The sequence below is a fragment of the Roseibium aestuarii genome, from assembly GCF_008477545.1.
GTDB lineage: Bacteria > Pseudomonadota > Alphaproteobacteria > Rhizobiales > Stappiaceae > Roseibium > Roseibium aestuarii.
Window position 1 is genome coordinate 193,695 of the sequence record NZ_VORA01000005.1, and the last position, 19,838, is coordinate 213,532.

At 65.8% G+C, this 19,838-nt stretch carries 20 protein-coding genes; 5 read left to right on the plus strand and 15 right to left on the minus strand.

What is annotated here, in order from left to right:
* Positions 1-63: 63 nt before the first annotated feature.
* Genes FR728_RS16355 through motA form a run of 5 tightly spaced genes read right to left on the minus strand, consistent with a single transcriptional unit; the run spans position 64 to position 3,974 of the window.
* Positions 64-1,098, minus strand: a complete 1,035-nt coding sequence (locus tag FR728_RS16355) for a flagellar motor switch protein FliG (protein WP_149893809.1) — start codon at positions 1,096-1,098, stop codon at positions 64-66.
* A gap of 34 nt (positions 1,099-1,132) precedes the next feature.
* Positions 1,133-1,561 carry a flagellar motor switch protein FliN gene (gene fliN, locus FR728_RS16360; protein WP_149893810.1) on the minus strand — a complete coding sequence of 143 codons (429 nt, stop codon included), beginning with the start codon at positions 1,559-1,561 and terminating at the stop codon, positions 1,133-1,135.
* The gene (locus FR728_RS16365; RefSeq protein WP_149893811.1) at positions 1,561-2,133 is read right to left on the minus strand and encodes a hypothetical protein; all 573 of its coding nucleotides are present in this window, start codon (positions 2,131-2,133) and stop codon (positions 1,561-1,563) included. The genes fliN and FR728_RS16365 overlap by 1 nt, the downstream gene beginning before the upstream one ends.
* On the minus strand, positions 2,114-3,070 hold the full coding sequence (locus tag FR728_RS16370; RefSeq protein ID WP_149893812.1) for a flagellar motor switch protein FliM: 957 nt from the start codon (positions 3,068-3,070) through the stop codon (positions 2,114-2,116). Before FR728_RS16370 ends, FR728_RS16365 begins: the two co-directional genes overlap by 20 nt.
* A 4-nt stretch (positions 3,071-3,074) precedes the next feature.
* Positions 3,075-3,974, minus strand: a complete 900-nt coding sequence (gene motA, locus FR728_RS16375) for a flagellar motor stator protein MotA (protein WP_149893813.1) — start codon at positions 3,972-3,974, stop codon at positions 3,075-3,077.
* A 164-nt stretch (positions 3,975-4,138) separates the two neighbouring features.
* Between motA and FR728_RS16380 the strand changes: the two genes are divergently transcribed.
* The 5 genes from FR728_RS16380 (at position 4,139) to FR728_RS16400 (ending at position 8,806) form a co-directional block, all read left to right on the plus strand.
* Complete coding sequence (locus FR728_RS16380; protein WP_149893814.1) at positions 4,139-4,927, plus strand: DUF1217 domain-containing protein; 789 nt, start codon at positions 4,139-4,141, stop codon at positions 4,925-4,927.
* 3 nt (positions 4,928-4,930) lie between these two features.
* Entirely contained in the window at positions 4,931-5,656 is a 726-nt protein-coding gene (gene flgF, locus FR728_RS16385; protein ID WP_149893815.1) for a flagellar basal-body rod protein FlgF, read from the plus strand.
* Positions 5,653-6,333, plus strand: coding sequence for a hypothetical protein (locus FR728_RS16390; protein WP_149893816.1), 681 nt, complete (start codon positions 5,653-5,655; stop codon positions 6,331-6,333). Before flgF ends, FR728_RS16390 begins: the two co-directional genes overlap by 4 nt.
* Positions 6,330-7,658: a FliI/YscN family ATPase gene (locus FR728_RS16395; protein ID WP_149893817.1), complete on the plus strand. Its 1,329-nt coding sequence runs from the start codon at positions 6,330-6,332 to the stop codon at positions 7,656-7,658. Before FR728_RS16390 ends, FR728_RS16395 begins: the two co-directional genes overlap by 4 nt.
* A 359-nt stretch (positions 7,659-8,017) precedes the next feature.
* Positions 8,018-8,806 carry a response regulator transcription factor gene (locus FR728_RS16400; protein WP_149893818.1) on the plus strand — a complete coding sequence of 263 codons (789 nt, stop codon included), beginning with the start codon at positions 8,018-8,020 and terminating at the stop codon, positions 8,804-8,806.
* Between the two features lie 80 nt (positions 8,807-8,886).
* Here FR728_RS16400 and FR728_RS16405 read toward each other — a convergent pair whose 3' ends face one another.
* Genes FR728_RS16405 through FR728_RS16450 form a run of 10 tightly spaced genes read right to left on the minus strand, consistent with a single transcriptional unit; the run spans position 8,887 to position 19,834 of the window.
* Positions 8,887-10,320, minus strand: coding sequence for an FAD-dependent oxidoreductase (locus tag FR728_RS16405; RefSeq protein ID WP_149893819.1), 1,434 nt, complete (start codon positions 10,318-10,320; stop codon positions 8,887-8,889).
* A 4-nt stretch (positions 10,321-10,324) separates the two neighbouring features.
* Entirely contained in the window at positions 10,325-10,939 is a 615-nt protein-coding gene (locus FR728_RS16410; protein ID WP_149893820.1) for a cysteine hydrolase family protein, read from the minus strand.
* 3 nt (positions 10,940-10,942) lie between these two features.
* Positions 10,943-12,994 (minus strand): hydantoinase/oxoprolinase family protein, encoded by a 2,052-nt coding sequence (locus FR728_RS16415; protein ID WP_149893821.1) that lies wholly within the window; start codon positions 12,992-12,994, stop codon positions 10,943-10,945.
* Positions 12,991-14,730, minus strand: coding sequence for a hydantoinase B/oxoprolinase family protein (locus FR728_RS16420; protein ID WP_208998879.1), 1,740 nt, complete (start codon positions 14,728-14,730; stop codon positions 12,991-12,993). Before FR728_RS16420 ends, FR728_RS16415 begins: the two co-directional genes overlap by 4 nt.
* The gene (locus FR728_RS16425) at positions 14,727-15,593 is read right to left on the minus strand and encodes an isocitrate lyase/PEP mutase family protein (protein WP_149893823.1); all 867 of its coding nucleotides are present in this window, start codon (positions 15,591-15,593) and stop codon (positions 14,727-14,729) included. The genes FR728_RS16420 and FR728_RS16425 overlap by 4 nt, the downstream gene beginning before the upstream one ends.
* Complete coding sequence (locus tag FR728_RS16430) at positions 15,584-16,096, minus strand: LeuD/DmdB family oxidoreductase small subunit (protein ID WP_149893824.1); 513 nt, start codon at positions 16,094-16,096, stop codon at positions 15,584-15,586. The genes FR728_RS16425 and FR728_RS16430 overlap by 10 nt, the downstream gene beginning before the upstream one ends.
* Positions 16,093-17,382 carry a 3-isopropylmalate dehydratase large subunit gene (locus FR728_RS16435; RefSeq protein WP_149893825.1) on the minus strand — a complete coding sequence of 430 codons (1,290 nt, stop codon included), beginning with the start codon at positions 17,380-17,382 and terminating at the stop codon, positions 16,093-16,095. Before FR728_RS16435 ends, FR728_RS16430 begins: the two co-directional genes overlap by 4 nt.
* Positions 17,383-17,386: 4 nt before the next feature.
* On the minus strand, positions 17,387-18,091 hold the full coding sequence (locus tag FR728_RS16440; protein ID WP_149893826.1) for an ABC transporter ATP-binding protein: 705 nt from the start codon (positions 18,089-18,091) through the stop codon (positions 17,387-17,389).
* Positions 18,084-18,857: an ABC transporter ATP-binding protein gene (locus tag FR728_RS16445; protein ID WP_149893827.1), complete on the minus strand. Its 774-nt coding sequence runs from the start codon at positions 18,855-18,857 to the stop codon at positions 18,084-18,086. The genes FR728_RS16440 and FR728_RS16445 overlap by 8 nt, the downstream gene beginning before the upstream one ends.
* On the minus strand, positions 18,854-19,834 hold the full coding sequence (locus FR728_RS16450) for a branched-chain amino acid ABC transporter permease (RefSeq protein ID WP_149893828.1): 981 nt from the start codon (positions 19,832-19,834) through the stop codon (positions 18,854-18,856). Before FR728_RS16450 ends, FR728_RS16445 begins: the two co-directional genes overlap by 4 nt.
* Between the last annotated feature and the right edge of the window lie 4 nt (positions 19,835-19,838).

The window sequence follows — 19,838 nt, forward strand, 5'->3', positions numbered from 1 at the left end:
CTCCTCAGGCGGGCCGTTCCCGGCGCGGCCGGCTCCTCTCCGGCGCGCCCGGTCCGGCCGGGTTCATTTCAGGAAGGCGCCGTCGTCCTGCTTGGGGTTGAGTTCGATCTCGCCGCGGCTTGCCATTTCCAGGGCCAGGTTGGTGATGGTGCTGCGTGCTTCCAGAACGTCGCGCTGGGCCGCGGGCTCGCCGCCGGCCAGTTCGTGTTCCACGATGCGCCGGCTGCGCGAGGTGAGCGACGACAGGATGACCTCCCGGAACCCGCCATCCGTGCCCTTGAGGGCAATGACGATGCGGTCGGTCGGGATCTGGTCGAAGATCGCCATGCGGGTGCGCGCGTTGAGCTTGATGATGTCGTCGAAGGTGAAGAGCAGGCCCTTCAGCATCTCCGCCGTCTTCGGCCGCACCTCGTTCAGGCTCTCCAGCGCATCCTCCATGTGGTCGCGGTCCATCTTGTTCAGGATGTCGGCCATGCGGGCGTAGGAGTCCGCCTCCAGGGTGCCCGAGAGGTTGGACATGAAGTCCTCGTGCATGGTCTTCTCGATGTCCCGCATGATTTCCGGCACCACGGCCTTGATCGACAGCATCCGCCGCACGAGCTGGTTGCGCAACGGAGCGTTGATCTGGGTGAGCACCTTGGCGGCGGTCGAGGGTTTGATCTTGGTCAGCATCAGGGCCGCCGTCTGCGGATGTTCCTTGAGCAGGTAATTGGCGAAGACGCTCTCGGAGACGGTCGCCAGCCGGTCCCAGATGGAGCGGTTGGAGTTGCCGAGCACGTCCGACATGATGTCCGCCAGCTGATCCTCGGGCAGCACGCCCTCCAGCATCTTCTCCACCTCGTTGGGCGACCCGTAGAGGGTCACGCCATTGGCGAACTGGGCGATGAAGTCCTCCGCCAGCTGCTCGATCTCCGCAGGCGGAATGTTGCGCAGCTGGGCGGCGGCCACGGTGATCCGGCGGATCTCCTCCTGGTCGAAATGCTGCAGCAGCCGGGAGGAGTTCGCCTTGCCCAGCGACAGGAGCAGGGCAGCGACCCGCTCCACCCCGCTGAGGGGCTTCGCCGGAAGGTTCGTGGTGATGGGGGCGATGGCATTCATGGGGTCAGACGGTCCTTGTCGCTAATGCGCCGGCTCAGGCCTCGATGGCTCCGGACTGGGCGCTGATGATTTCCGTCAGGGAGACGCCGAAGCGGGAATTGTCATCCTCCACGACGACCACTTCGCCGCGGGCGATCACCCGGCCGTTGACAACGATGTCGATGGGTTCGCCGACCCGGTGGTTGAGCGGAATGACCGCACCGCGCCCGAGCTTGAGCAGGTTGGAGACCAGCATGGTGGCCGAGCCGAGCACGACCTGGATATTGACCGGAATGCCGAGGATCGTGTCGAGGTTGCGCTCGTCGCCCAGATGATCCCCTTCGCCCAGGCCGTTGCCGCGCTGGGCTGAGCCCTGGCCCGGCTCTTCCACCTTGGCGAAGGTGGCGTTCAGATCGGCGGACTGGATGCGGTGGGCGCCTTCGCCCTTGGGGGCGTTGTCGTCATGGTCGATGGTGGTGTTCATCACAGATCATCCTTCTGGGACAGGGAAATGGAGCGGAAGGGGCTGGCCGCGCCTTCCTCGATGCGGTGGACGCGCGGCGCCTTGGGGGCGGGGGCGGCAGCAGAGGTCTCGGTCTCGGGAACGCCCGTTTCCGCGATGGTCTCGGTCTTGAGGAAGCGGTTGCGGCGCTTGCCGTCGCCCTGGGCGGCTTCCGCCTCGCGGGCGGCCTGGGGCGTGTCGAAGCTGGCCGGGCTTGCCTCGCGGGCGGTCAGGCGGGAGAGCTCCTTCAGCTCGGCCTTCAGCACCGATTGCTGGCGCTTGGCCTCCCGGGTCAGGCCGTCGATCTCGGCGATCAGGTCGCGGGCATCGTTCATGCGGGAGCCGAGGGCGTTGAGCACCTGGGTGCCCTTGACGTTGAACTCCTCGATGGAAACCTCGATCCCGTCCAGCGCCAGGGCCGTCTGGTCGAAGATGCGCTGGTAATCGGCGTGATAGGAGCCCAGGCGCTTGAGCTCCCGGTGCATGGTCAGCATGCGCAAGGTGGTGGCCAGCAGGGCCAGCAGGAGCACGCCGTCAACGATTGCGGAGATCATCGATCAGATCCTTTTCGTCATTAATCAGGTCCTCGATCTGCAGCGTGTAGGAGCCGTTGAGCTGGCCCAGCTGGCAGGTGAAGATCGGCTGTTGGTTGCAGGACAGGGTCACCGGACTGCGGACGGTCGCCTGCAGTTCGATCATCTGGCCGACCTGAAGGCTGGCGATGTCCGCCAGGGTCATTTCCCGTTCCTCGAGGATGGCCTCCAGCCTCACTTCGGTGCGCTGGATCTCGTTGTGGAAGTGCTGGGTCCACTGCTTGTCGCGGGTCGACATCTCGCCGGCGAGCACCTGGGACAGGCGCTGGCGCAGGGGGTTGAGGGTCGAGTGCGGCATGATCACGAAGACCTCGCCGCCACGACCGATCGCCTGAAGCAGCAGGCGGGCGACGACCGCCGGATTGTTGCGCCGGCCGACGATGGCGAAGTCCATGCGGCTCTCGATGCGTTCCAGCTTCAGCGAGGTGCGGGCGATGGGCTCGAAGGATTCCTCCAGCGCCCGGGCGGCCACATCGAAGACGGTGCGGGCGAGCCGGGTCTCGATGTTGGAGAAGTTGCGCTCCTCGTCGATGGGCGGTTCGGTGCCGTCGCCGCCGAAGAGCACCTCGGCGAGGGTGAAGATGAAGTCGCGGTCGAAACCGACCAGCACGCGGGCGTCCCATTCGGCCGAATAGAGCACGGCGACCAGGGCATTGGATTCGAACTCGTCGAGGATGTCGCCGATGCGGTCGTTCTCGATGCAGCTCACCGAGATGTAGGACGGCGAGGCCGACTTCTGGCGCAGGGCATCGGCCATGACACGGGCCATGCGGTCGAAGACCACGGGCAGCATGGGCAGCCGGTCGACGGAGATGCCTGCGGCATCGAGAAGCCGGTCGGTGATCGCGGCCCGGTCGGAGGCGTGGGCGGCCGAATTGGCGGTGGCGGTGGTCAGCATGGGATCACGCGGCTCCCTTCTGGCGGATGTCGGAGACATTCTCGGCCGCGGCAGAGACGCTCATGGTCTCCTGCTCCACCTCGTCGATGGTCGGGCGGTCATAGGAGGAGATGGTCTTGCGGCCATGCTCCAGGGCGATCTGGGGCGCTGCTCCATTGATGAAGGCAAGCAGGCTCTGCTTGACCACGATGTAGGGGCGCAGGCGGGCGTCGCGGACGGTCTTCACCTTGTGGGCGATGGGGCCGACCAGTGCATAGGACAGGAAGATGCCGAGGAAGGTGCCGACGAGGGCCGCGCCGATGAGGGCGCCGAGCAGCTGGGGCGACTGGTCGATGGCGCCCATGGCCTTGATCACCCCGAGTACGGCGGCGACGATGCCGATGGCCGGGAAGGCTTCTGCCAGGGAGGTGAGGGCCGCATAGGGCTTCATCTGGTCGCGGTGGATCGTGTGCAGCTCCTCGTCGATGAGGGCCTCGATCTCGTGCGCCCGGGCATTGCCGACGATGAGCAGGCGGAAATAGTCGCAGATGAAGGTGGTCAGGCGCTTGTCCCGCAGGACAGACGGGAAGTTCTGGAAGATCGCCGAGCCGTGCGGATCCTCGATATGGGGCTCCACCTCGTTGCGGCCCTTGGCGCGCAATTCGCGCATCAGGCCATAGAGAAGGGCGAGCACATCGAGATAGTCGCGCTTGACGGGCACTGCATTGCGCAGGGCTTCGCTGCAGGCGGCGCCTGTGTCGACGATGGCCTTGAACGGGTTGGCGACGACGAAGGTGCCGAGCGCCACGCCGACGATGATCACGACTTCCCAGGGTTGCCAGAGAACGGCCACCTTGCCGCCCAGGGCGGCGAAGCCACCGATCAGTGAGACGCCTGCAATGATCAGGCCGAGGAGAATGGTCACCTTTGAGCTCCCGACGCTTGGTGTCACGGTTGATGACGGGGAGCATGGGAGACGAGACTTGCCTGAAGCTGGCCAGTTGAAGGGGAGGCGGGCGACAGGTCCGCGCAAGCTTGGCGGCCCTACTCTGGGCCTCGAGTTTCACCTGATCCTGCATGAGGCGGACGATGATCAGTACCCTGCTTCAATACCAGCTCGTGACCCGGGACATGACCCGCTCCATCGATCTGGTCGCCCAGCAGCCGATGGTCGAGCGGGAGACCGAATATTATCTCTCGCGCATTGGCGACATCGACAGCATCGACGAGTTCCTCGCCGACGACCGGGTCTATGCCTATGCCATGAAGGCGTCCGGCCTCGGCGACATGACCTATGCCAAGGCCTTCATGCGCAAGGCGCTGGAGGAGGGGATCGACGATCGCAACTCCTTCGCCAACAAGCTGGCGGACACCCGCTACAAGGACTTCGTGACCACCTTCAACTTCGCCCGATACGGCGAGACGGCCACCGTCTTCTCCCGCGCGCAGGAAGGGGTCGTGGAGGCCTACAAGCGCCAGACGCTGGAGGAGAGCGAGGGAGCGTCGAACGAGGGTGTGCGCCTGGCGCTCTATTTCGCCCGCAAGGCGGAGGGGATCGACAGCGCCTATGACATCCTGGCCGACCGGGCCCTGGCCCAGACGATCTATACCGCGCTGGGCTTGCCGGAGTCCTTTGCCATGGCCGATCTGGACAAGCAGGCGGCCTATATCAGCGAGCGGATCGACTTCGAGAAGCTGAAGGACCCCGAGTATCTGGACGATCTGCTGCAACGGTTCAGCACGCTCTACGACCTGGAGAACGGCACCGCCGCTGCGACGTCTCCGGCCCTGACCATCCTCACCTCGGGTCAGCAGACCGTCACCATCGGCGAGAACCTGCTCGCCTCCATCCAGAAGCTGAAATTCGGAGGGTCATGACCCATGGAATCCGCGCTCTATGTTGCCCTGTCCGCGCAGGTCGCCCTGTCCAACCGGCTCGAGACCGTGTCGCGCAACGTGGCCAACATGAACACCGCCGGCTATCGCGCCGACGAGATCAAGTTCTCCGAGCTGGTCTCCAAGGCCGCTCAGGATCCGGTCAGCTTTGCCTCCGCCGGCACCGAATATATTTCGCGTCAGGGGGGCGCCATCGAGCAGACCGACAATCCCCTCGATCTGGCCATTGATGGCGAGGCGTGGTTTGCCCTGCGGACGCCGCAGGGGGTGGTCTACACCCGCGACGGCCGCTTGCGCATGGATGCGGAGGGAACGCTGCGCAGCGTCAACGGTCATCCGATCCTCGATGCGGGCGGGTTGCCGATCCAGCTTGATCCGGAAGCCGGTCCGCCGCTCGTCTCCCAGTCGGGCGAAGTGCGTCAGGGCGAAGACCAGGTGGCGGCGATCGGGGTCTTCGAGATCGATCCGGCAACGAAGCTCGTGCGTCAGGAGAATTCCGGCGTGGTGCCGGACCTGCCGGCAACCCCAGTGCAGGAGTTTACCCGGACGGCGATCCGTCAGGGCTACGTGGAAGGGGCCAACGTCAACCCGATTCGGGAAATGACCAAGCTCATCATGATCACCCGCGCCTTCGAGGGCGTGACCAAGATGATCGATGCCAGCGGCGAGGCGCAGCAGACCGCCATCCGCGAGCTTGGAGCAAACTCATGAGCCTGACCGCGCTGGGCGGGATCGGCTCCGGCGAGGGGCCTGCGGGCACGACCGCGACCGCTACGGTGTCGATGCAGCAACCCGCTTCGGGGGCCAAGGCGAGCGGCTTTTCCGAGTTTCTCGACGTGATCAATCCGCTGCAACATATTCCCGGCGTCTCCCATGTCTATCGGGCGCTAACCGGCGACGAGATTTCGTCCGGTGCCCGGGCAGGCGGCAACATGCTCTACGGCCTGCTTGGCGGTCCCCTCGGCATGGTGGTCATGACCGGCGTCACCATCGCGGAAGAGGCGATGGACGGCCGGCTGGCAACTGCCGCTCCGCAAGGCGGTGGTTCCGAGACGTCTCAGGCCAGTGAGGCCGCGGGAGCCGAGCCGATCCCCTCGCAGAGTTCGTCGGCGGACCTGCCCTGGGGCGACACGCCGCCGACACCGACCGCGCGTCCGCAGGACGTGAGCGCTTTGAGGTCGCCGTCCGGGCCGTTCCTCGGTCTGGATGTGGCCCGCGCGGGCGCGCCCCTGCCTCCTGTTCGTGACGTATCGGCAGATGAAGCGCCTGAAGCCCGGGTTGACCCGCAGGCGGCGGTGGAAAGCCTTGGCCGCCATGGCGCCAATATCCTTCCCCTCGACGTGCTGGCGGCGCTTCAGGCCCGGCATCTGCAAGGGGCCGGGTCATGAACCGTCTGAAATCCATGGCCGCGGCGCTGAATGCGGCGCGCAAGGAGATCGGTCCGGTGCGGATCAGCGGCCGGGTGACCCATGTCTCGGCGGATTCGGTGCGGGTTTCCGGTCTTTCCCGCTTTGCCTGTCTCGGCGATCTGGTGACGCTGGAGGGCGCACGCGGCGCGCGGCGCGGCGAGGTGATCGTGCTCGACGAGGACGATGTGGTGATCAAACCCTTCGAGCGGACGGGCGACATCGTCATCGGCTGCCGGGCCCACCGTACCGGCGGGCTGACCATCCATCCGCACGAGAGCTGGAGGGGGCGGGTGATCAATGCGCTCGGCCGGCCGGTGGATGACCGGGGTCCGCTCGTCTTCGGGCCGGATGCCTGCCTGCTCGACAAGACCCCGCCACGGGCGATGGATCGCAACCGGGTGGAGCAGGGCGTGCGCACGGGCGTGCGGGTGATCGATCTCTTCACGCCGCTTTGCGTCGGACAGCGCATCGGCATCTTCGCCGGATCCGGCGTGGGCAAGTCGACCCTGCTCGGCATGCTCGCGGGGTTCGGGGCCTTCGATACGGTGGTTGTCTGCCTGGTTGGCGAACGCGGCCGGGAGGTGCGCGAATTCATCGACGAGACCCTGGGGCCCGCACTCGACCGGTCGGTGGTCGTGACCGCGACCGGCGACGAGAGCGCCATGATGCGCAAGCTGGCGCCCAAGACCGCCATGAGCGTGGCTGAATATTTCCGGGCGCTCGGCCAGTCGGTGCTGTTGATCGTCGATAGCGCGACCCGCTTTGCCCATGCCACTCGCGAGGTGGCGATGGCCGCCGGTGAGCCGCCCGTGTCGCGCGGCTATACGCCCAGCGTCTTCAGCGAACTGGCCCAGCTTCTGGAACGGGCCGGGCCGGGGATGAAGGGGGAGGGCGCAATCACGGCGATCTTCTCGGTTCTGGTGGACGGGGATGACCACAACGACCCGGTGGCGGATGCCATGCGCGGTCAGCTCGACGGGCATCTCGTTCTGGATCGCAAGATCGCCGAGGCCGGGCGCTATCCGCCGGTCGATATCCTGCGCTCCACCTCCCGTCTCTCGCACCGGGCCTGGACGCCTGAGCAGCGGGAACTGATCCTGCGGCTGCGCGGGCTGATCTCCGAGTATGAGGAGACGAAGGACCTGCGGATGCTGGGCGGCTATCAGGCCGGCGGCAATGCGGCCCTCGACAAGGCCTGCCATCTGGTGCCCCGGCTCTACGAGGCCATGCGGCAGACGGCGGCAAGTTCGGACCGCGGCGACCCCTTTGCCGATCTGGCGCGTTCCCTCTCCGACGGGGGCTGACCCAGCCTGCTCCTGTTCTGGCTGACGGGGTTGGTGTCCCGGCGTCAGGATGCGGGGCGAAGGGGTGAATTTCCTTTGCCGGAAAAGAGTGTCCGAAGGGGCTTGATTTCAGTATTGAACATTGTCATAAGTCAATATTATAACGTATTCATAAATCTAGTAAAATTTGAATTGAATTTATATTTGAAGAGTTGAAAATATATTGTCAGCTTTTCTGAAAATGACTTACTTACACCTTACAAGTCCTTTCACCAAAAGCCGGAAAAGACACCTGAAAATCTTCCATCTCGTTGATCCGTCTCCATTTTCATCGTAGCTCTAAATCTCCGGATGTTTCTTACGATTGCTGGAGTGGGCTAGTGTTTGTGATTGTTGATGACCGGCCGATCGTGACCGCAGGTTACGCATCCGCCTTTGAACGAGAGGGGTTCGCCAGCCTGGAGCTTCAGGCCGGTGAGCTCGAGGACTGGCTGAGTGTGGCGGCCGAGGCCGATCTGGAAGCCGTCGAGGGATTTCTCCTCGGTGAGGGCGAGGATCGCCTGCGGTTTCCCGAAGTGATCCGCCGCCAGTGCAAGGACGCTCCCGTCCTCTATCTGGAGGAGCGGACGCAACTCGACAGCACCCTGGAGCTGTTTTCGGCGGGAGCCGACGACGTGCTGCGCAAGCCGGTGCACGTCAAGGAGATCCTGGCGCGTGTCGGAGCGATCCGCCGCCGCATGATGGCCGAGACGGAGAATGTCAGCACCGGAGCCATCGAGGTGTTTTTTGATGGCCGCGACCCGATCATCGGGGGCGAGGTGATGGTCCTGCCGCGCCGCGAGCGCCGCATCCTGGAGTATTTCGCCCGCAACATGGGCCGCCGGGTCACCAAGGCGCAGCTGTTCAATGCGGTCTATGGGGTGACCAATGATGCGGTGGACGAATGCGTGGTCGAAAGCCACGTGTCGAAACTGCGCAAGAAGCTGCGGAACCGGCTCGGCTATGATGCCATCGAGAGCACGCGCTACATCGGCTACATGCTCAAGTCCGACCTGCCGGTGAAGCTGAAGGTTGTGGCGCGCGAGCGTGGCACCGTTCAGGCCTCCGCGCCGGTGGAGCGTTCGTCGCGCAACGCCATGCTCCGCGATCTCGCGGTGGTCAGCGCCTGAGAAGTGCACTTAGGACCGCCCTGAGGACGGACCCGGCGCTGAACGCCGGATCGACCGAGAGTGAGGGCAAGGTCCGGGGGCTAGCTTGCCCCGGCCAGACGGGCCGCGGTGGTGCCGGCGACGAAGCCGAGAGAGACCGCCGTCAGCAGTCCGTTGCCTGACAGATAGCCGGAGACTTCCGGCCCGGAGACGCCGCACGCGGCGCCGCCGCCCGCCAGCAGGTTGGTGAAGGGCTCACCATCAGCCTGCAGGACGCGCGCGGTGTCGTCGACGAGCAGTCCACCCTGCGTATGGAACAGGGCACCGGTGACCTTCACCGCATGGAAGGGTGTCGAAAAGCCCTTGTGACCGGCAAACGACCGACCGAACCGGTCTGTCGCGTCTTCCTTCGTCTCCGCCTTCGACAGCCGTTCCACCTCCGCCAGCGTTTCGCTCAGGGCCGCCTCTGGCACCTGAAGTGTGGCCGCCAGACTGCTGACATCCTGCGCCACCCTTACCGCACCGGCCTGGAAGGCCTGCTGGTAATCGGGGAAGCTCATGGCGAAGTCGTGCAGGCGCTGGTCATAGACGTTCCAGGCGACGCCATCGGGCTGGGCGAGCACGTTGACCGCCTGTTCCGAATAACCGCCATGCTCGTTGGAGAAGCGCTGGCCCGCCAGATTGACCTGAATGCCGCCTTCCATCATCAGCGCCCACGAAATCAGGATGCCGTGAGGATGGGCCAGCGACCCGTGCCCCTGATAGGCGGTGAGATGGGCGGTCTGCGCCTGCATCTCCTCGCCCCAGAGCAGGGCACTGCCGGTGTTGCCCTCGTGGCCATAATAGAGACCGTCGGCCATCTCCGGGATGTGCCGGGCGACGAGATCCGGGTTGCCGCCATAGCCATTGCAGGCCAGCACCACGGCTTTCGCGCGGATGATCTCCCGCGATCCGTCGGGGCGCAGGAGGGCCACCGCGTCGATGTGACCGGGTGCATCCCGGTAGAGCGTGTCGCAGAAGGCATCGGTGACGACGGGAATGCCGGCAGCTTCCACGGCCTGTTGCAGGCGGCCCATGAGGGCCTCTCCGGTCTTTTCTGGCACCGCATGCATGCGATGGCGGGTGTGACCCGGATAGAGGAAGTCGTCGAGGACGATCCACTCCAGCCCGGCCTCATCGGCCAGCCATTCGAGGGCGGGCGCGATGGTCCGGGTGGCGAGATCGGCAATCACCGGCTGGGACCGGCGCTTTGCCTTCTCCTGGATATCGTCAAGGAAGCGGGCCGGCGTGTCGTCGGTGACGCCGATGGCTTCCTGGAAACGGGTCCCCGGAGCTGGAATGAACCCCGAGGACATGGCGGTGGAGCCGGCCGGCACGGGATCGCGTTCGAGCACGATCGTCTCTGCGCCGGCGGCTGCCGCCTTGAGGGCTGCGACCAGGCCGCAGGCACCCGCACCTAAGATCAGCACATCGGTTTCCAGATCCACGTGGTCTGGCCGTCCTTCCACCACACGGGCGTCCAATGGCTGCTGCATCTGTCTAGAGTCCTTCGATCCAGGCCTGTGCCTCGGCGCAGGTCATGGTTTTCGACACGGTGGAGAGATCGCCGATGGACCTTTCGTGGGTCTCGCGGCTGAAGGCGGCGCAACCGTCGGAGAGGACGACGGTCTTGAAGTCGCGCACATGAGCGTCACGCACGGTGGAGGCGACGCCGCCGTTGGTGACGATGCCGCAGACCAGCAGCGTGTCGATGCCGGCCTTCTTCAGCACCCATTCCAGGCGCGTCATGAAGAAGGCGGAATAGGCCACCTTCTCCACGGTCAGGTCGGCCGGTTGCAGCAGGTCGACCAGCTGGTGACCCCAGGCGCCGGGGCAGAAGTCGCCCTTGGCCAGGAAGGGGCGAAGCTCCTTGAGGTGGGGAGAGATGAAAGGCTCTCCCCCCTTGCCCGGAACCAGGGTGAACTGGGTGGAAATCACCCAGCCGCCCTTTTCGCGCAGCGCCTCGGCCACGGGCAGAACCCGCGCGGGGAGGGCCGCGATGTCGTCGCTCTTCTGACCGCCGCGTCCATAGGCACCCTTCGGATCGAGAAAGTCGTTCTGCAGGTCGACGATGAGGAGACCCGTGCGGGCCGGATCGATGGCGCTGAGATCCATGGCTTACTTCACCGGCTTGATGATCAGGTTGCCGAAACGGTCGACCTCGCCGTAGAGGCCCGGATCGACGAAGATGGTCGTGTCCGCCTGTTCCAGGATGGCCGGGCCGTCGACGCGGGCGCCGATCTCCAGAGACAGCCGCTCGTAGACGGTGGCCTCGTAGGACTGGCCGTCCACATAGACGGTGCGCGAGCCGGTCTTGCACTGATCGGCGGGCTTGCCGTCGGTGGGGGCAAACAGCGCCATGTCCAGACCGGGGCGGCGGCCGATGACGGCGATGCGGTAGTTCATCACGCGCATCGGGATGCCGTCGAGCAGGCGGCCGAACTGGGCGGAATAGGCCGTCTCGAAGGCGGAGCGGATCGCGTCCGTGGTCAGGCCGTCCTTCGGCATGTCGAGGGCGACGGTGACCGTGTGGGTCTGGCCGAGATAGAGCATGTCCAGCTCATAGACCCGGTCGACACCGGCGAAGGAGACGCCGGCGGTGCCGAGCAGCTCTTCGGTCTCTGCGGCAACCGCTTCCATTTCCATGCCGAGAGCGGCGGCGTTCAGCTGATCGAGCAGCTTGTTGACCGTCTGCACCTTGTCGTGGCGCATGTCGGCGACCACACACCCCAGGGCGGACGTGACACCGGGGAAGCGCGGGACCAGGGCGGAGCCAAGGCCGACTTCCTTGATCAGGGCGCCGGTGTGCAGGGAGCCGCCGCCGCCGAAGGGCATGGCCGCGAACTGCGCCGGGTCGTGACCCTTCTCGATGGAGACGAGGCGGATGGCCCCGGCCATCTTGGCGTTGGCCATCTTGAGGATCGCCTCTGCGGCATCCTCGATGGACAGGCCCAGCGGGGTGGCGATGTGCTCGTCGATGGCGCGGCGCGAAGCCTCGATGTCCAGACGGTCGAGCTTGCCGCCGATGGGGCGGTCCGGGTTGATGCGGCCGAGCACCAGATTGGCGTCGGTGACCGTGGGGCGCGTGTTGCCGAGGCCGTAGCAGACCGGGCCGGGATCGGACCCCGCAGACTCCGGGCCCACCTGCAGCAGGCCGGACTTGTCGAGGCCGGCGATGGAGCCGCCGCCGGCGCCGATCGTGGTGATCTCGATCATGGGCGTGCGGACGACCATTCCGAAGTCGATGGCGGTCTGGGCGGCAAGGGCTGCTTCGCCACCGGCCACCAGGGACACGTCGAAGGAGGTGCCGCCCATGTCGCAGGTGATGATGTTCGGGAAGCCGGCAGCCTCCGCGATGGCGGTCGCCGCGATCACGCCCGCTGCCGGGCCGGAAAGCGCCGTGCGGACCGGATAGCGCTTGGCGGTATCGATGGACATGACGCCGCCATTCGACTGCACGATCAGGATGTCACCGAGGAAGCCCTGCGCCTTCAGGCCGTTTTCCAGCCGGTCGAGATAGGAGGCGACGGCGGGCTGGAGATAGGCATTGAGCGTTGCCGTGGACAGACGCTCGAACTCGCGGATCTCCGGCAGGATTTCCGTAGCGGCGGTCACATAGGCATTGGGCCAGACCGAGCGGACGGCTTCCACCGCGCGGCGCTCGTTGTCGTTGTTGGCATAGCCGTTGATGAAGAAGACGCAGACCGCATCGCAGCCGCTGTCGGCCAGAGCCCGGGCCTGGGCCTTGACTTCTTCCTCGTCCACAACGCGCAGGACGGACCCGTCCGCCAGCACGCGCTCGGAGACTTCCACCCGGTCGGGGCGGTCGACCACGGGGGTGAAGCTGCCCTTCAGGCCCCAGGTGGTCGGCCGGTCGCGGCGGCGCATCTCCAGCACGTCCTTGAAGCCTTCCGTGGTGATGATGCCGGTGCGGGCCCCCTTGCGCTCAAGAAGTGCGTTGGTGCCGACAGTGGTGCCGTGAACCACGGTGGAGATTTCGGAGAAATCGTCCACCTTGCGGGAGATGCCCTCGATGAAGCCCTTGGACTGGTCGCCACGGGTGGAGGGGACCTTGGTGGTGGTTACAGTGCCGTTGGCCTCGTCCAGAATGAACACGTCGGTGAAGGTTCCGCCAACGTCGACGCCGATGACATAAGCCGGTTTTTTCATTCTGCTGCCTCCTGGCGGCGCATTTCTTCAGTGCGGGAAAGATCGATGGTGCCATCGGCGGCAAGGACGACGCCGTAGTCGCGCACGGCGGCTTCCGCCGTGATGTAGCCGAGGGCCAGATCGCGGGCGACGGCTTCCGGATCACGGGCGAGCGGGCTGCCGTAACCGCCGCCACCCGGCGTTTCCAGCTTCAGGCGCTGGCCGCGATTGATGTGGATGCCCAGCATCTTGGAGGCCATGGGCGGGGTGTGGTCGCCGTCGGTCTGCTCGTAGGTGAAGCTGTTCAGGGCCGCGTTGCCGCCGCCGAGAATGCCCTTCGGTGCATAGCGGCCGCGTTCGCCGAAGAGGAAGACGTCGGCTTCCTGTTCCAGCAGCTCGATCTCGTAGGTGGCGCCCAGGCCGCCACGGGTGGTGCCGGGGCCGCCACTGTCGGGGCGCAGGGCCCACTGGGTGAAGCGGACCGGATAGGCACTCTCGAGGATTTCCAGCGGCGGAATGGTCGCCGTGGAAATCGGCGCGTTGCCGTGGTTGAGACCGTCGCCGCCGGCATGGGCCCCGTGGCCGCCGCCGAAGAAGGAGAACATGACCCAGCGCTTGCCGTCGGCGCGGTGGCCGGCCAGAGACAGGGCGTTGATGGTGCCATAGGCAGGCGCCATGGCATCTTCAGGGGCAAGTTGGGCGATGGCCTGGAACACCACGTCGATGAGACGCATGATGGTTTCCGTGTAGCCGCCGACGGGCTTGGGCGCCTTGACCGACAGGAGGCTGTCGTCGTCGATGACGAAGTCGACCGGCTCCAGAACACCCGCGTTGGCCGGCACGTCGCCGAAGACATGCTTGAGCGCCACGTAGCAGGCGGAAATGGTGGTGGCCCGCGAGATGTTCACCGGACCGGCGCAGGCGGCGGACGAGCGCGAGAAGTCCATCACCATGCGACCGTCGCGGATCGTCAGGTCGAGGGCGATCTTCAGCGGCTGGTCCTTGATGCCGTCATTGTCGAGGAAGTCTTCCGCCGAAACGGTGCCCTCGGGAAGCTCGCGGATCTGGGCGCGCATCATGTCGGCGGCGCGGGTCTTCAGCTCGGCCAGCGTCTCGGCCAGCGTCGCATCGCCCACTTCGTCGAGCAGCGCCTGCATGCGCTTCTCGCCAAGGTCCAGCGCGTTGATCTGGCCGTTGAGGTCACCATAGAGGGACAGGGGCAGGCGGGTGTTGGCGGAGAGGATGTCCACCACGTCCTGACGGAATTCGCCCTTGGAGAAGAGCTTGACCGGCGGGATGAGCATGCCTTCCTGGAAGCATTCGGTCGCCGCCGGGTTGTAGTTGCCCGGCACGTTGCCGCCCACGTCGTGCCAGTGGCCGACGGAGGCGAGGAAGCAGAAGAGCTTGCCATCGCGGAAGATCGGCTTCACCAGGCGGAAGTCGGAGAGATGCGTGCCACCGACATAAGGATCGTTGAAGATCCAGACATCGCCTTCGTTCAGACCGCCCTGGGTGGCGGCCTTGTCGATGACTGCCTTCACGGCAAAGGCCATGACGCCGACGAAGATCGGCAGGCCCGACTTGCCCTGGACGAGGGTGTCGCCGGTGAGCGCGTCATAGATGCCGTGGGAGGCGTCGTGCGCTTCGGCGATGATCGGGTTGAAGGCGGAGCGGAAAAGCGTCGCGTCCATCTCGTCGGCGATCTGTTCCAGCCGGCCCTTGAGAATGGCGAGCGTTACGGGATCGATAGCCATCAGTCGGCTCCCTTGTCGTACTGGCGGCCGTGCTCCAGCAGGGCAGGCGTGCCGATGAGGTCGTTGAGGCCGGCGAAGTCGAGCATCCGGTCACGGAAGGCTTCGTTCGAGCCATTGGCCAGCAGGTTGGCGTAATAGGCGCGGGCGGTGGCCGCGAGGGCGCGCACCACTCCGCCGGGGAAGATCACGAAGGAGAAGCCGAGGGCTTCCAGTTCGCCGGCGTTGACGATCGGGGTCTTGCCGCCCTCGACCATGTTGGCCATCAGCGGCACGCGACCGGCGAAGCGGGCGACGATGTCCTGCATCTGCTCGAGGGTCTGGGGCGCCTCGATGAAGAGCATGTCGGCGCCAGCCTCCACATAGGCTTCGGCGCGCTCGACGGCGGCCGCGAAGCCTTCGACGGCAATCGCGTCGGTGCGACCGATGATCAGCGTCTCCTCGCTGGCGCGGGCATCCACGGCAGCGCGGATCTTGCCTGCCATTTCCTCGAGGCTGACCAGGGACTTGCCGTCCAGATGGCCGCAGCGCTTGGGCATGGTCTGGTCTTCCAGCTGCAGGGCGTTCGCGCCCATGCGCTCGAAGGTGCGCACCGTGCGCTGAACATTCAGCGCGTTGCCGAAGCCGTTGTCCGCATCCACCACGATGGGCAGGGAGATGCGGTCGCGGACGGCGGCGATGGTGTCGGCCACTTCCGCCATGGAGACCAGCCCGATGTCGGGGCTGCCGAAGCGGGTGTAGGCGATGGAGGCGCCGGAGAGATAGACGGCTTCCGCGCCGGACTGCTCGGCAATCAGACCCGTGAGGGGATCATAGATGCCGGGCGCCAGCAGGATGGCGTCGTCTCCCAGTCGTTTTTTCAGGCACATTGTCCGTGCTCCTTGTGGCGCTCCCTGGAGAAGCGCTTTTTCAGGTGAGGCACCAGCCCGCCATCGGCGAGCAGGGCCTTCAAGTTTTCCGGAAGGGGTTCGAGGGAGATGACCTGGCCGCTGTCGACAAGCGTCAGGGTTCCCGCGTCAAGATCGAGGGCGGCGGAGGCGCCGTCCTCAAGGTCGGGCAGGTTCGGGGCGATGAGCACCGGCAGACCCAGATTGATGGCATTGCGATAGAAGATGCCTGCGAAGGACCGGGCGATGACCGCGGCCAGTCCGAGTTTCTTCAGGGCTTCCGCGGCCTGTTCGCGCGAGGAGCCCATGCCGAAGTTCTTGCCGGCGACGAGGATGTCGCCCGACCGGACAGAGCCTGCGAAGTCGGGACGCACGCCCTCCAGGCAATGGGCCGTGAGTTCGTCGATGCCGCCCTTCATGTACTGGCCCGGGGCCAGTTGGTCGGTGTCGATGTCGTCGCCGAAAAGGAAGAGGCGGGCACTCATCGAGCGGCTCCCTCGCTCAGGAACGGACGGGGGTCGGAGATCCGGCCGGTTACCGCGGAGGCTGCCACCGTGAAGGGTGAGCCGAGCCAGACCTTCGAGGAATTGGCCCCCATGCGGCCCTTGAAGTTGCGGGCGGTGGAGGAGATGCAGGTGACATCCTCTCCCAGCCGGTGGGCGCCATAGCCGGCGCAGATGCCGCAGGCGTTGGGCAGCAGCTTGGCACCGGCCTCCTCGAGGGTGCCGAGAATGCCGTCGCGGGCCGCACGCGACTGATCCTGTGCGGAGGAGGGGGCGACCAGAAGCTCCACGCCGCTGGCCACCGTCTTGCCCTTCAGGATCGCTGCGGCGTTCTTCAGATCCTCGTATTTCGCGCCGGTGCAGGCGCCGAGATAGGCCACCTGGATCGGCGTGCCGGGGGCATCGGTCACCGGTCCGGAGTTGGCCGGTGAATGGGGCGCTGCGACCTGGGGCACGAGGCTTGCCGCATCAAAGACATGATGGCTGAGCACGGGGGCGTCCGCGTCGGTCTTGAGCGACGCCCAGTCAAGACTGCCGAGATCGGCTCCGGCCTTTTCCAGGAAAGCGATCGTCGTCTCGTCGGGGGCGATGAGGCCTGCCTGACCGCCGAGTTCGGCCGCCATGTTGGAGAGCGTCATGCGTTCCTGCATGGACAGGGCGCGGATGGCCTCGCCGGTGTATTCGACCGCCTGATACTGGCCGCCGTCCATGCCGAGTTTGCCGCACAGGGCCAGCATGATGTCCTTGGCGGTGACGCCGTCGCTCAGGCGGTTCTGCCATTCGATGAGAATGGTCTGGGGCACCTTGAGCCAGATCTCGCCGGTGGCGAGAACGCCGGCCATTTCCGTGGCCCCGACCCCGAACATGTAGGCCCCGAAGGCGCCGCCGGTGGGCGAATGGCTGTCGCCGCCGACCACCAGCATGCCGGGCTTCAGGTGGCCCTTTTCGGGCAGGACCACATGGCAGATGCCTTCGCCGTCATGGAAGGCGACCTGACGCTCCTTCGCCCACGCGCGGGTGAGTTCGAGGATGCGGGCACCCTCGTCCGTGTCGCCGGGGACGAAATGGTCGGAGATGAGCACGACCTTGTTGCGGTCGAAGAGACCGACGCCAAGGTCTTGGAGGATGGGTTCGACACGGCGGGGGCCGCCGCTGTCGTGGATCATGGCGAGATCCACGGCGCAGGTCACCACCTCGCCGGGCGCAACATGGCTGCGACCGCTGGCGCGGGCCAGGATCTTCTGGGCAAGTGTTGTGGGCGTGGTCATGGGGTCACGACAGTCCGAGATAGGAGCGCTTGAGCTCCGGATCGTTCATCAGGTCGGCCGTGGGGCCGGAGAGGGAGATCAGGCCGTTTTCCATGACGAAGGCGCGCGAGGCGATTTCCATGGATTGCAGCACGTTCTGTTCCACCAGAAGGACCGGCAACCCGCCGGCGTTCAGCGCGCCGATCAGGGTGAACATCTCTTCCACCAGCAGAGGGGAAAGGCCGATGGAGGGTTCGTCGAGGATCAGCAGCTCGGGCTCGGCCATCATCCCGCGTCCGATGGCGAGCATCTGCTGTTCACCGCCGGACAGGGTGCCGGCCTTCTGGTCGAAACGCTCCTTCAGGCGGGGGAAGGTGGTTGTCACCTTCTCCAGGTTGGCGGAGCGGTTCTTGCGGGCGCGGCGGTAGGCGCCGAGCTCGAGGTTTTCCCGGATGGAGAGGTTCGGGAAGATGTGGCGGCCTTCCGGCACGTGGATGAGGCCCCGGTCGACGATGGCCTCAGAACTCAGGCCGGAGATGGTCTCGCCCTGGAAGAGGATCTCGCCGCCCCAGGGTTTCATCAGCCCGGAGAGAAGGGAGGACACGGTGGTCTTGCCGACGCCGTTGGAGCCGAGCAGGGCGACGATCTCGCCCGCCTGAATGTCGAGGGAGACGCCGCGCAGCACCTCGACGGTGCCATAGCCGCCGCGCAGGTTGCGGATCTCAAGCATGGGAAGTCTCCGAGGCTGCGGACTGGGCGGCCATGCGTTCAGCCATGCCCTTGCCGAGATAGGCCTCGATCACTTCCGGATCGCGGACCACGTCGGCCGGGATGCCTTCCGCGATCAGCGTGCCTTGGTTCAGGACCCAGGTGTATTCGGAAAGGCTCATGACGGCCTGCATGACATGCTCGATCAGAAGGATGGTGATGCCGTCGTCCTTGAGGGAGCGGATCACGGGGATGATGTCGCGGATCTCCGAGGGATTGAGACCGGCGAGCACCTCGTCGAAGAGGATCATGGTCGGATCGGTCGCGAGCGCCCGGGCCACTTCCAGCCGCTTTCGGCCGGCAACGGTCAGGGAGGCGGCGTCCTGGTCCAGCCGATCGCCGAGGCCGACCCGGGTGGCAACCGCTTCTGCCTTGGCAAGGGCCTGCGAGCGGGAGCGGATCTTCAGGTGGGCGCCGACGGCGATGTTCTCGCGCACGGTCTGGCCGCGGAAGGGCTGCACGATCTGGAAGGTCCGGATCATGCCCCGCTGGGCGATCTTCTGGGGCGCCAGGCCGGTGATGGTCTCGCCCAGGAAGGAGACCGTTCCGCTGTCCGGCTTGTGGAAGCCGGTGATCAGCGCGAAGAGGGTCGTCTTGCCGGCGCCGTTGGGACCGATCAGCGAGGTGATCTTGCCCTTGGGAACGCTCATGTGGACGTTGTTGGAGGCCTTCAGCCCGCCGAAGCTCTTGCTGATGCCCTTGACCTGGAGCATGGGGGCGTCGGTCATGCGCGGGTCTCCTTCTTGCCGGCGCGCGCGGCGGCGCGGCGCAGGCCGAGGGCGGTCACCAGTCCGGCGAGACCGCGGGGAGAGAACAGGATCACCAGCACCAGCAGCACGCCGTAGAGCACCAGGCTCGCGCCCGGCAGGTCGCCGATGAGCTCGCGGGTGACTTCCGACAGGGTGTGCAGGGCGACGGCGCCGAAGAGCGGACCGAAGAGTGTGCCCAGGCCGCCGACGATGGGGACCAGAAGGCTTTCGACGGACACCGCGGAGCCATAGGCGATCGACGGGTCGAGATAGAGGAAGTACTGGGCATAGAAGGTGCCGGCGAGCCCGGAGAACATGCCGGACATCAGGAAGGCCGACATCTTAACCCGGAACGGATCCACGCCGAGGGCACGGGCCGCATCCTCGTTGTCGCGCACGGCCATGAGCTGGGCGCCGAAGCGGGAGTTGCCGAGCCACCAGGCCGTCAGGAAGGCGGCGAAGGTTATGGTCAGCAGAAGCCAGAAATAGCCGGCCTTGGTGGCGAACTGAAGGTTGGCAGCCGAAGGATCCAGGTCGATCAGCAGGCCGACACCGGCGCCGGTGAAGGGCACGGAGTTGGACAGGATGCGCAGCACCTCGGCAAAGGCCAGGGTGATGAGGGCGAAATAGGAGCCCTTCAGGCCATAGCGGAAGGTGGCGAAGCCGATGAAACCGGCCACGGCTGCGGCCAGAAGGCCGCCGGCGACGAGGCCGACCCACGGGTTGATGCCGTATTGCACCTGAAGCACCGCGATCGTGTAGGCGCCGGTTCCGAAGAAGGCCGCATGGCCGAAGGAGAACTGGCCGCCATAACCGCCGAGGATGTTCCAGGCCTGACCGAGCAGGGCGGCATAGATGACCATGATGATCAGGTTCATCCAGAAGTCGGATCCGACGAAGGCGGGTACGAGGGCGAGTGCGGCGAAGAGGACGAGGAGGAGGACAAGCTGCTTCATGGTC

What these genes read in the sequence shown, in the direction of transcription:
- FR728_RS16355 (WP_149893809.1), bottom strand. Translation starts at nt 1,098, where the DNA reads ATGAATGCCATCGCCCCCATCACCACGAACCTTCCGGCGAAGCCCCTC.
- fliN (WP_149893810.1), bottom strand. Translation starts at nt 1,561, where the DNA reads ATGAACACCACCATCGACCATGACGACAACGCCCCCAAGGGCGAAGGC.
- FR728_RS16365 (WP_149893811.1), bottom strand. Translation starts at nt 2,133, where the DNA reads ATGATCTCCGCAATCGTTGACGGCGTGCTCCTGCTGGCCCTGCTGGCC.
- FR728_RS16370 (WP_149893812.1), bottom strand. Translation starts at nt 3,070, where the DNA reads ATGCTGACCACCGCCACCGCCAATTCGGCCGCCCACGCCTCCGACCGG.
- FR728_RS16380 (WP_149893814.1), top strand. Translation starts at nt 4,139, where the DNA reads ATGATCAGTACCCTGCTTCAATACCAGCTCGTGACCCGGGACATGACC.
- flgF (WP_149893815.1), top strand. Translation starts at nt 4,931, where the DNA reads ATGGAATCCGCGCTCTATGTTGCCCTGTCCGCGCAGGTCGCCCTGTCC.
- FR728_RS16390 (WP_149893816.1), top strand. Translation starts at nt 5,653, where the DNA reads ATGAGCCTGACCGCGCTGGGCGGGATCGGCTCCGGCGAGGGGCCTGCG.
- FR728_RS16395 (WP_149893817.1), top strand. Translation starts at nt 6,330, where the DNA reads ATGAACCGTCTGAAATCCATGGCCGCGGCGCTGAATGCGGCGCGCAAG.
- FR728_RS16405 (WP_149893819.1), bottom strand. Translation starts at nt 10,320, where the DNA reads ATGCAGCAGCCATTGGACGCCCGTGTGGTGGAAGGACGGCCAGACCAC.
- FR728_RS16410 (WP_149893820.1), bottom strand. Translation starts at nt 10,939, where the DNA reads ATGGATCTCAGCGCCATCGATCCGGCCCGCACGGGTCTCCTCATCGTC.
- FR728_RS16415 (WP_149893821.1), bottom strand. Translation starts at nt 12,994, where the DNA reads ATGAAAAAACCGGCTTATGTCATCGGCGTCGACGTTGGCGGAACCTTC.
- FR728_RS16425 (WP_149893823.1), bottom strand. Translation starts at nt 15,593, where the DNA reads ATGTGCCTGAAAAAACGACTGGGAGACGACGCCATCCTGCTGGCGCCC.
- FR728_RS16430 (WP_149893824.1), bottom strand. Translation starts at nt 16,096, where the DNA reads ATGAGTGCCCGCCTCTTCCTTTTCGGCGACGACATCGACACCGACCAA.
- FR728_RS16435 (WP_149893825.1), bottom strand. Translation starts at nt 17,382, where the DNA reads ATGACCACGCCCACAACACTTGCCCAGAAGATCCTGGCCCGCGCCAGC.
- FR728_RS16440 (WP_149893826.1), bottom strand. Translation starts at nt 18,091, where the DNA reads ATGCTTGAGATCCGCAACCTGCGCGGCGGCTATGGCACCGTCGAGGTG.
- FR728_RS16445 (WP_149893827.1), bottom strand. Translation starts at nt 18,857, where the DNA reads ATGACCGACGCCCCCATGCTCCAGGTCAAGGGCATCAGCAAGAGCTTC.
- FR728_RS16450 (WP_149893828.1), bottom strand. Translation starts at nt 19,834, where the DNA reads ATGAAGCAGCTTGTCCTCCTCCTCGTCCTCTTCGCCGCACTCGCCCTC.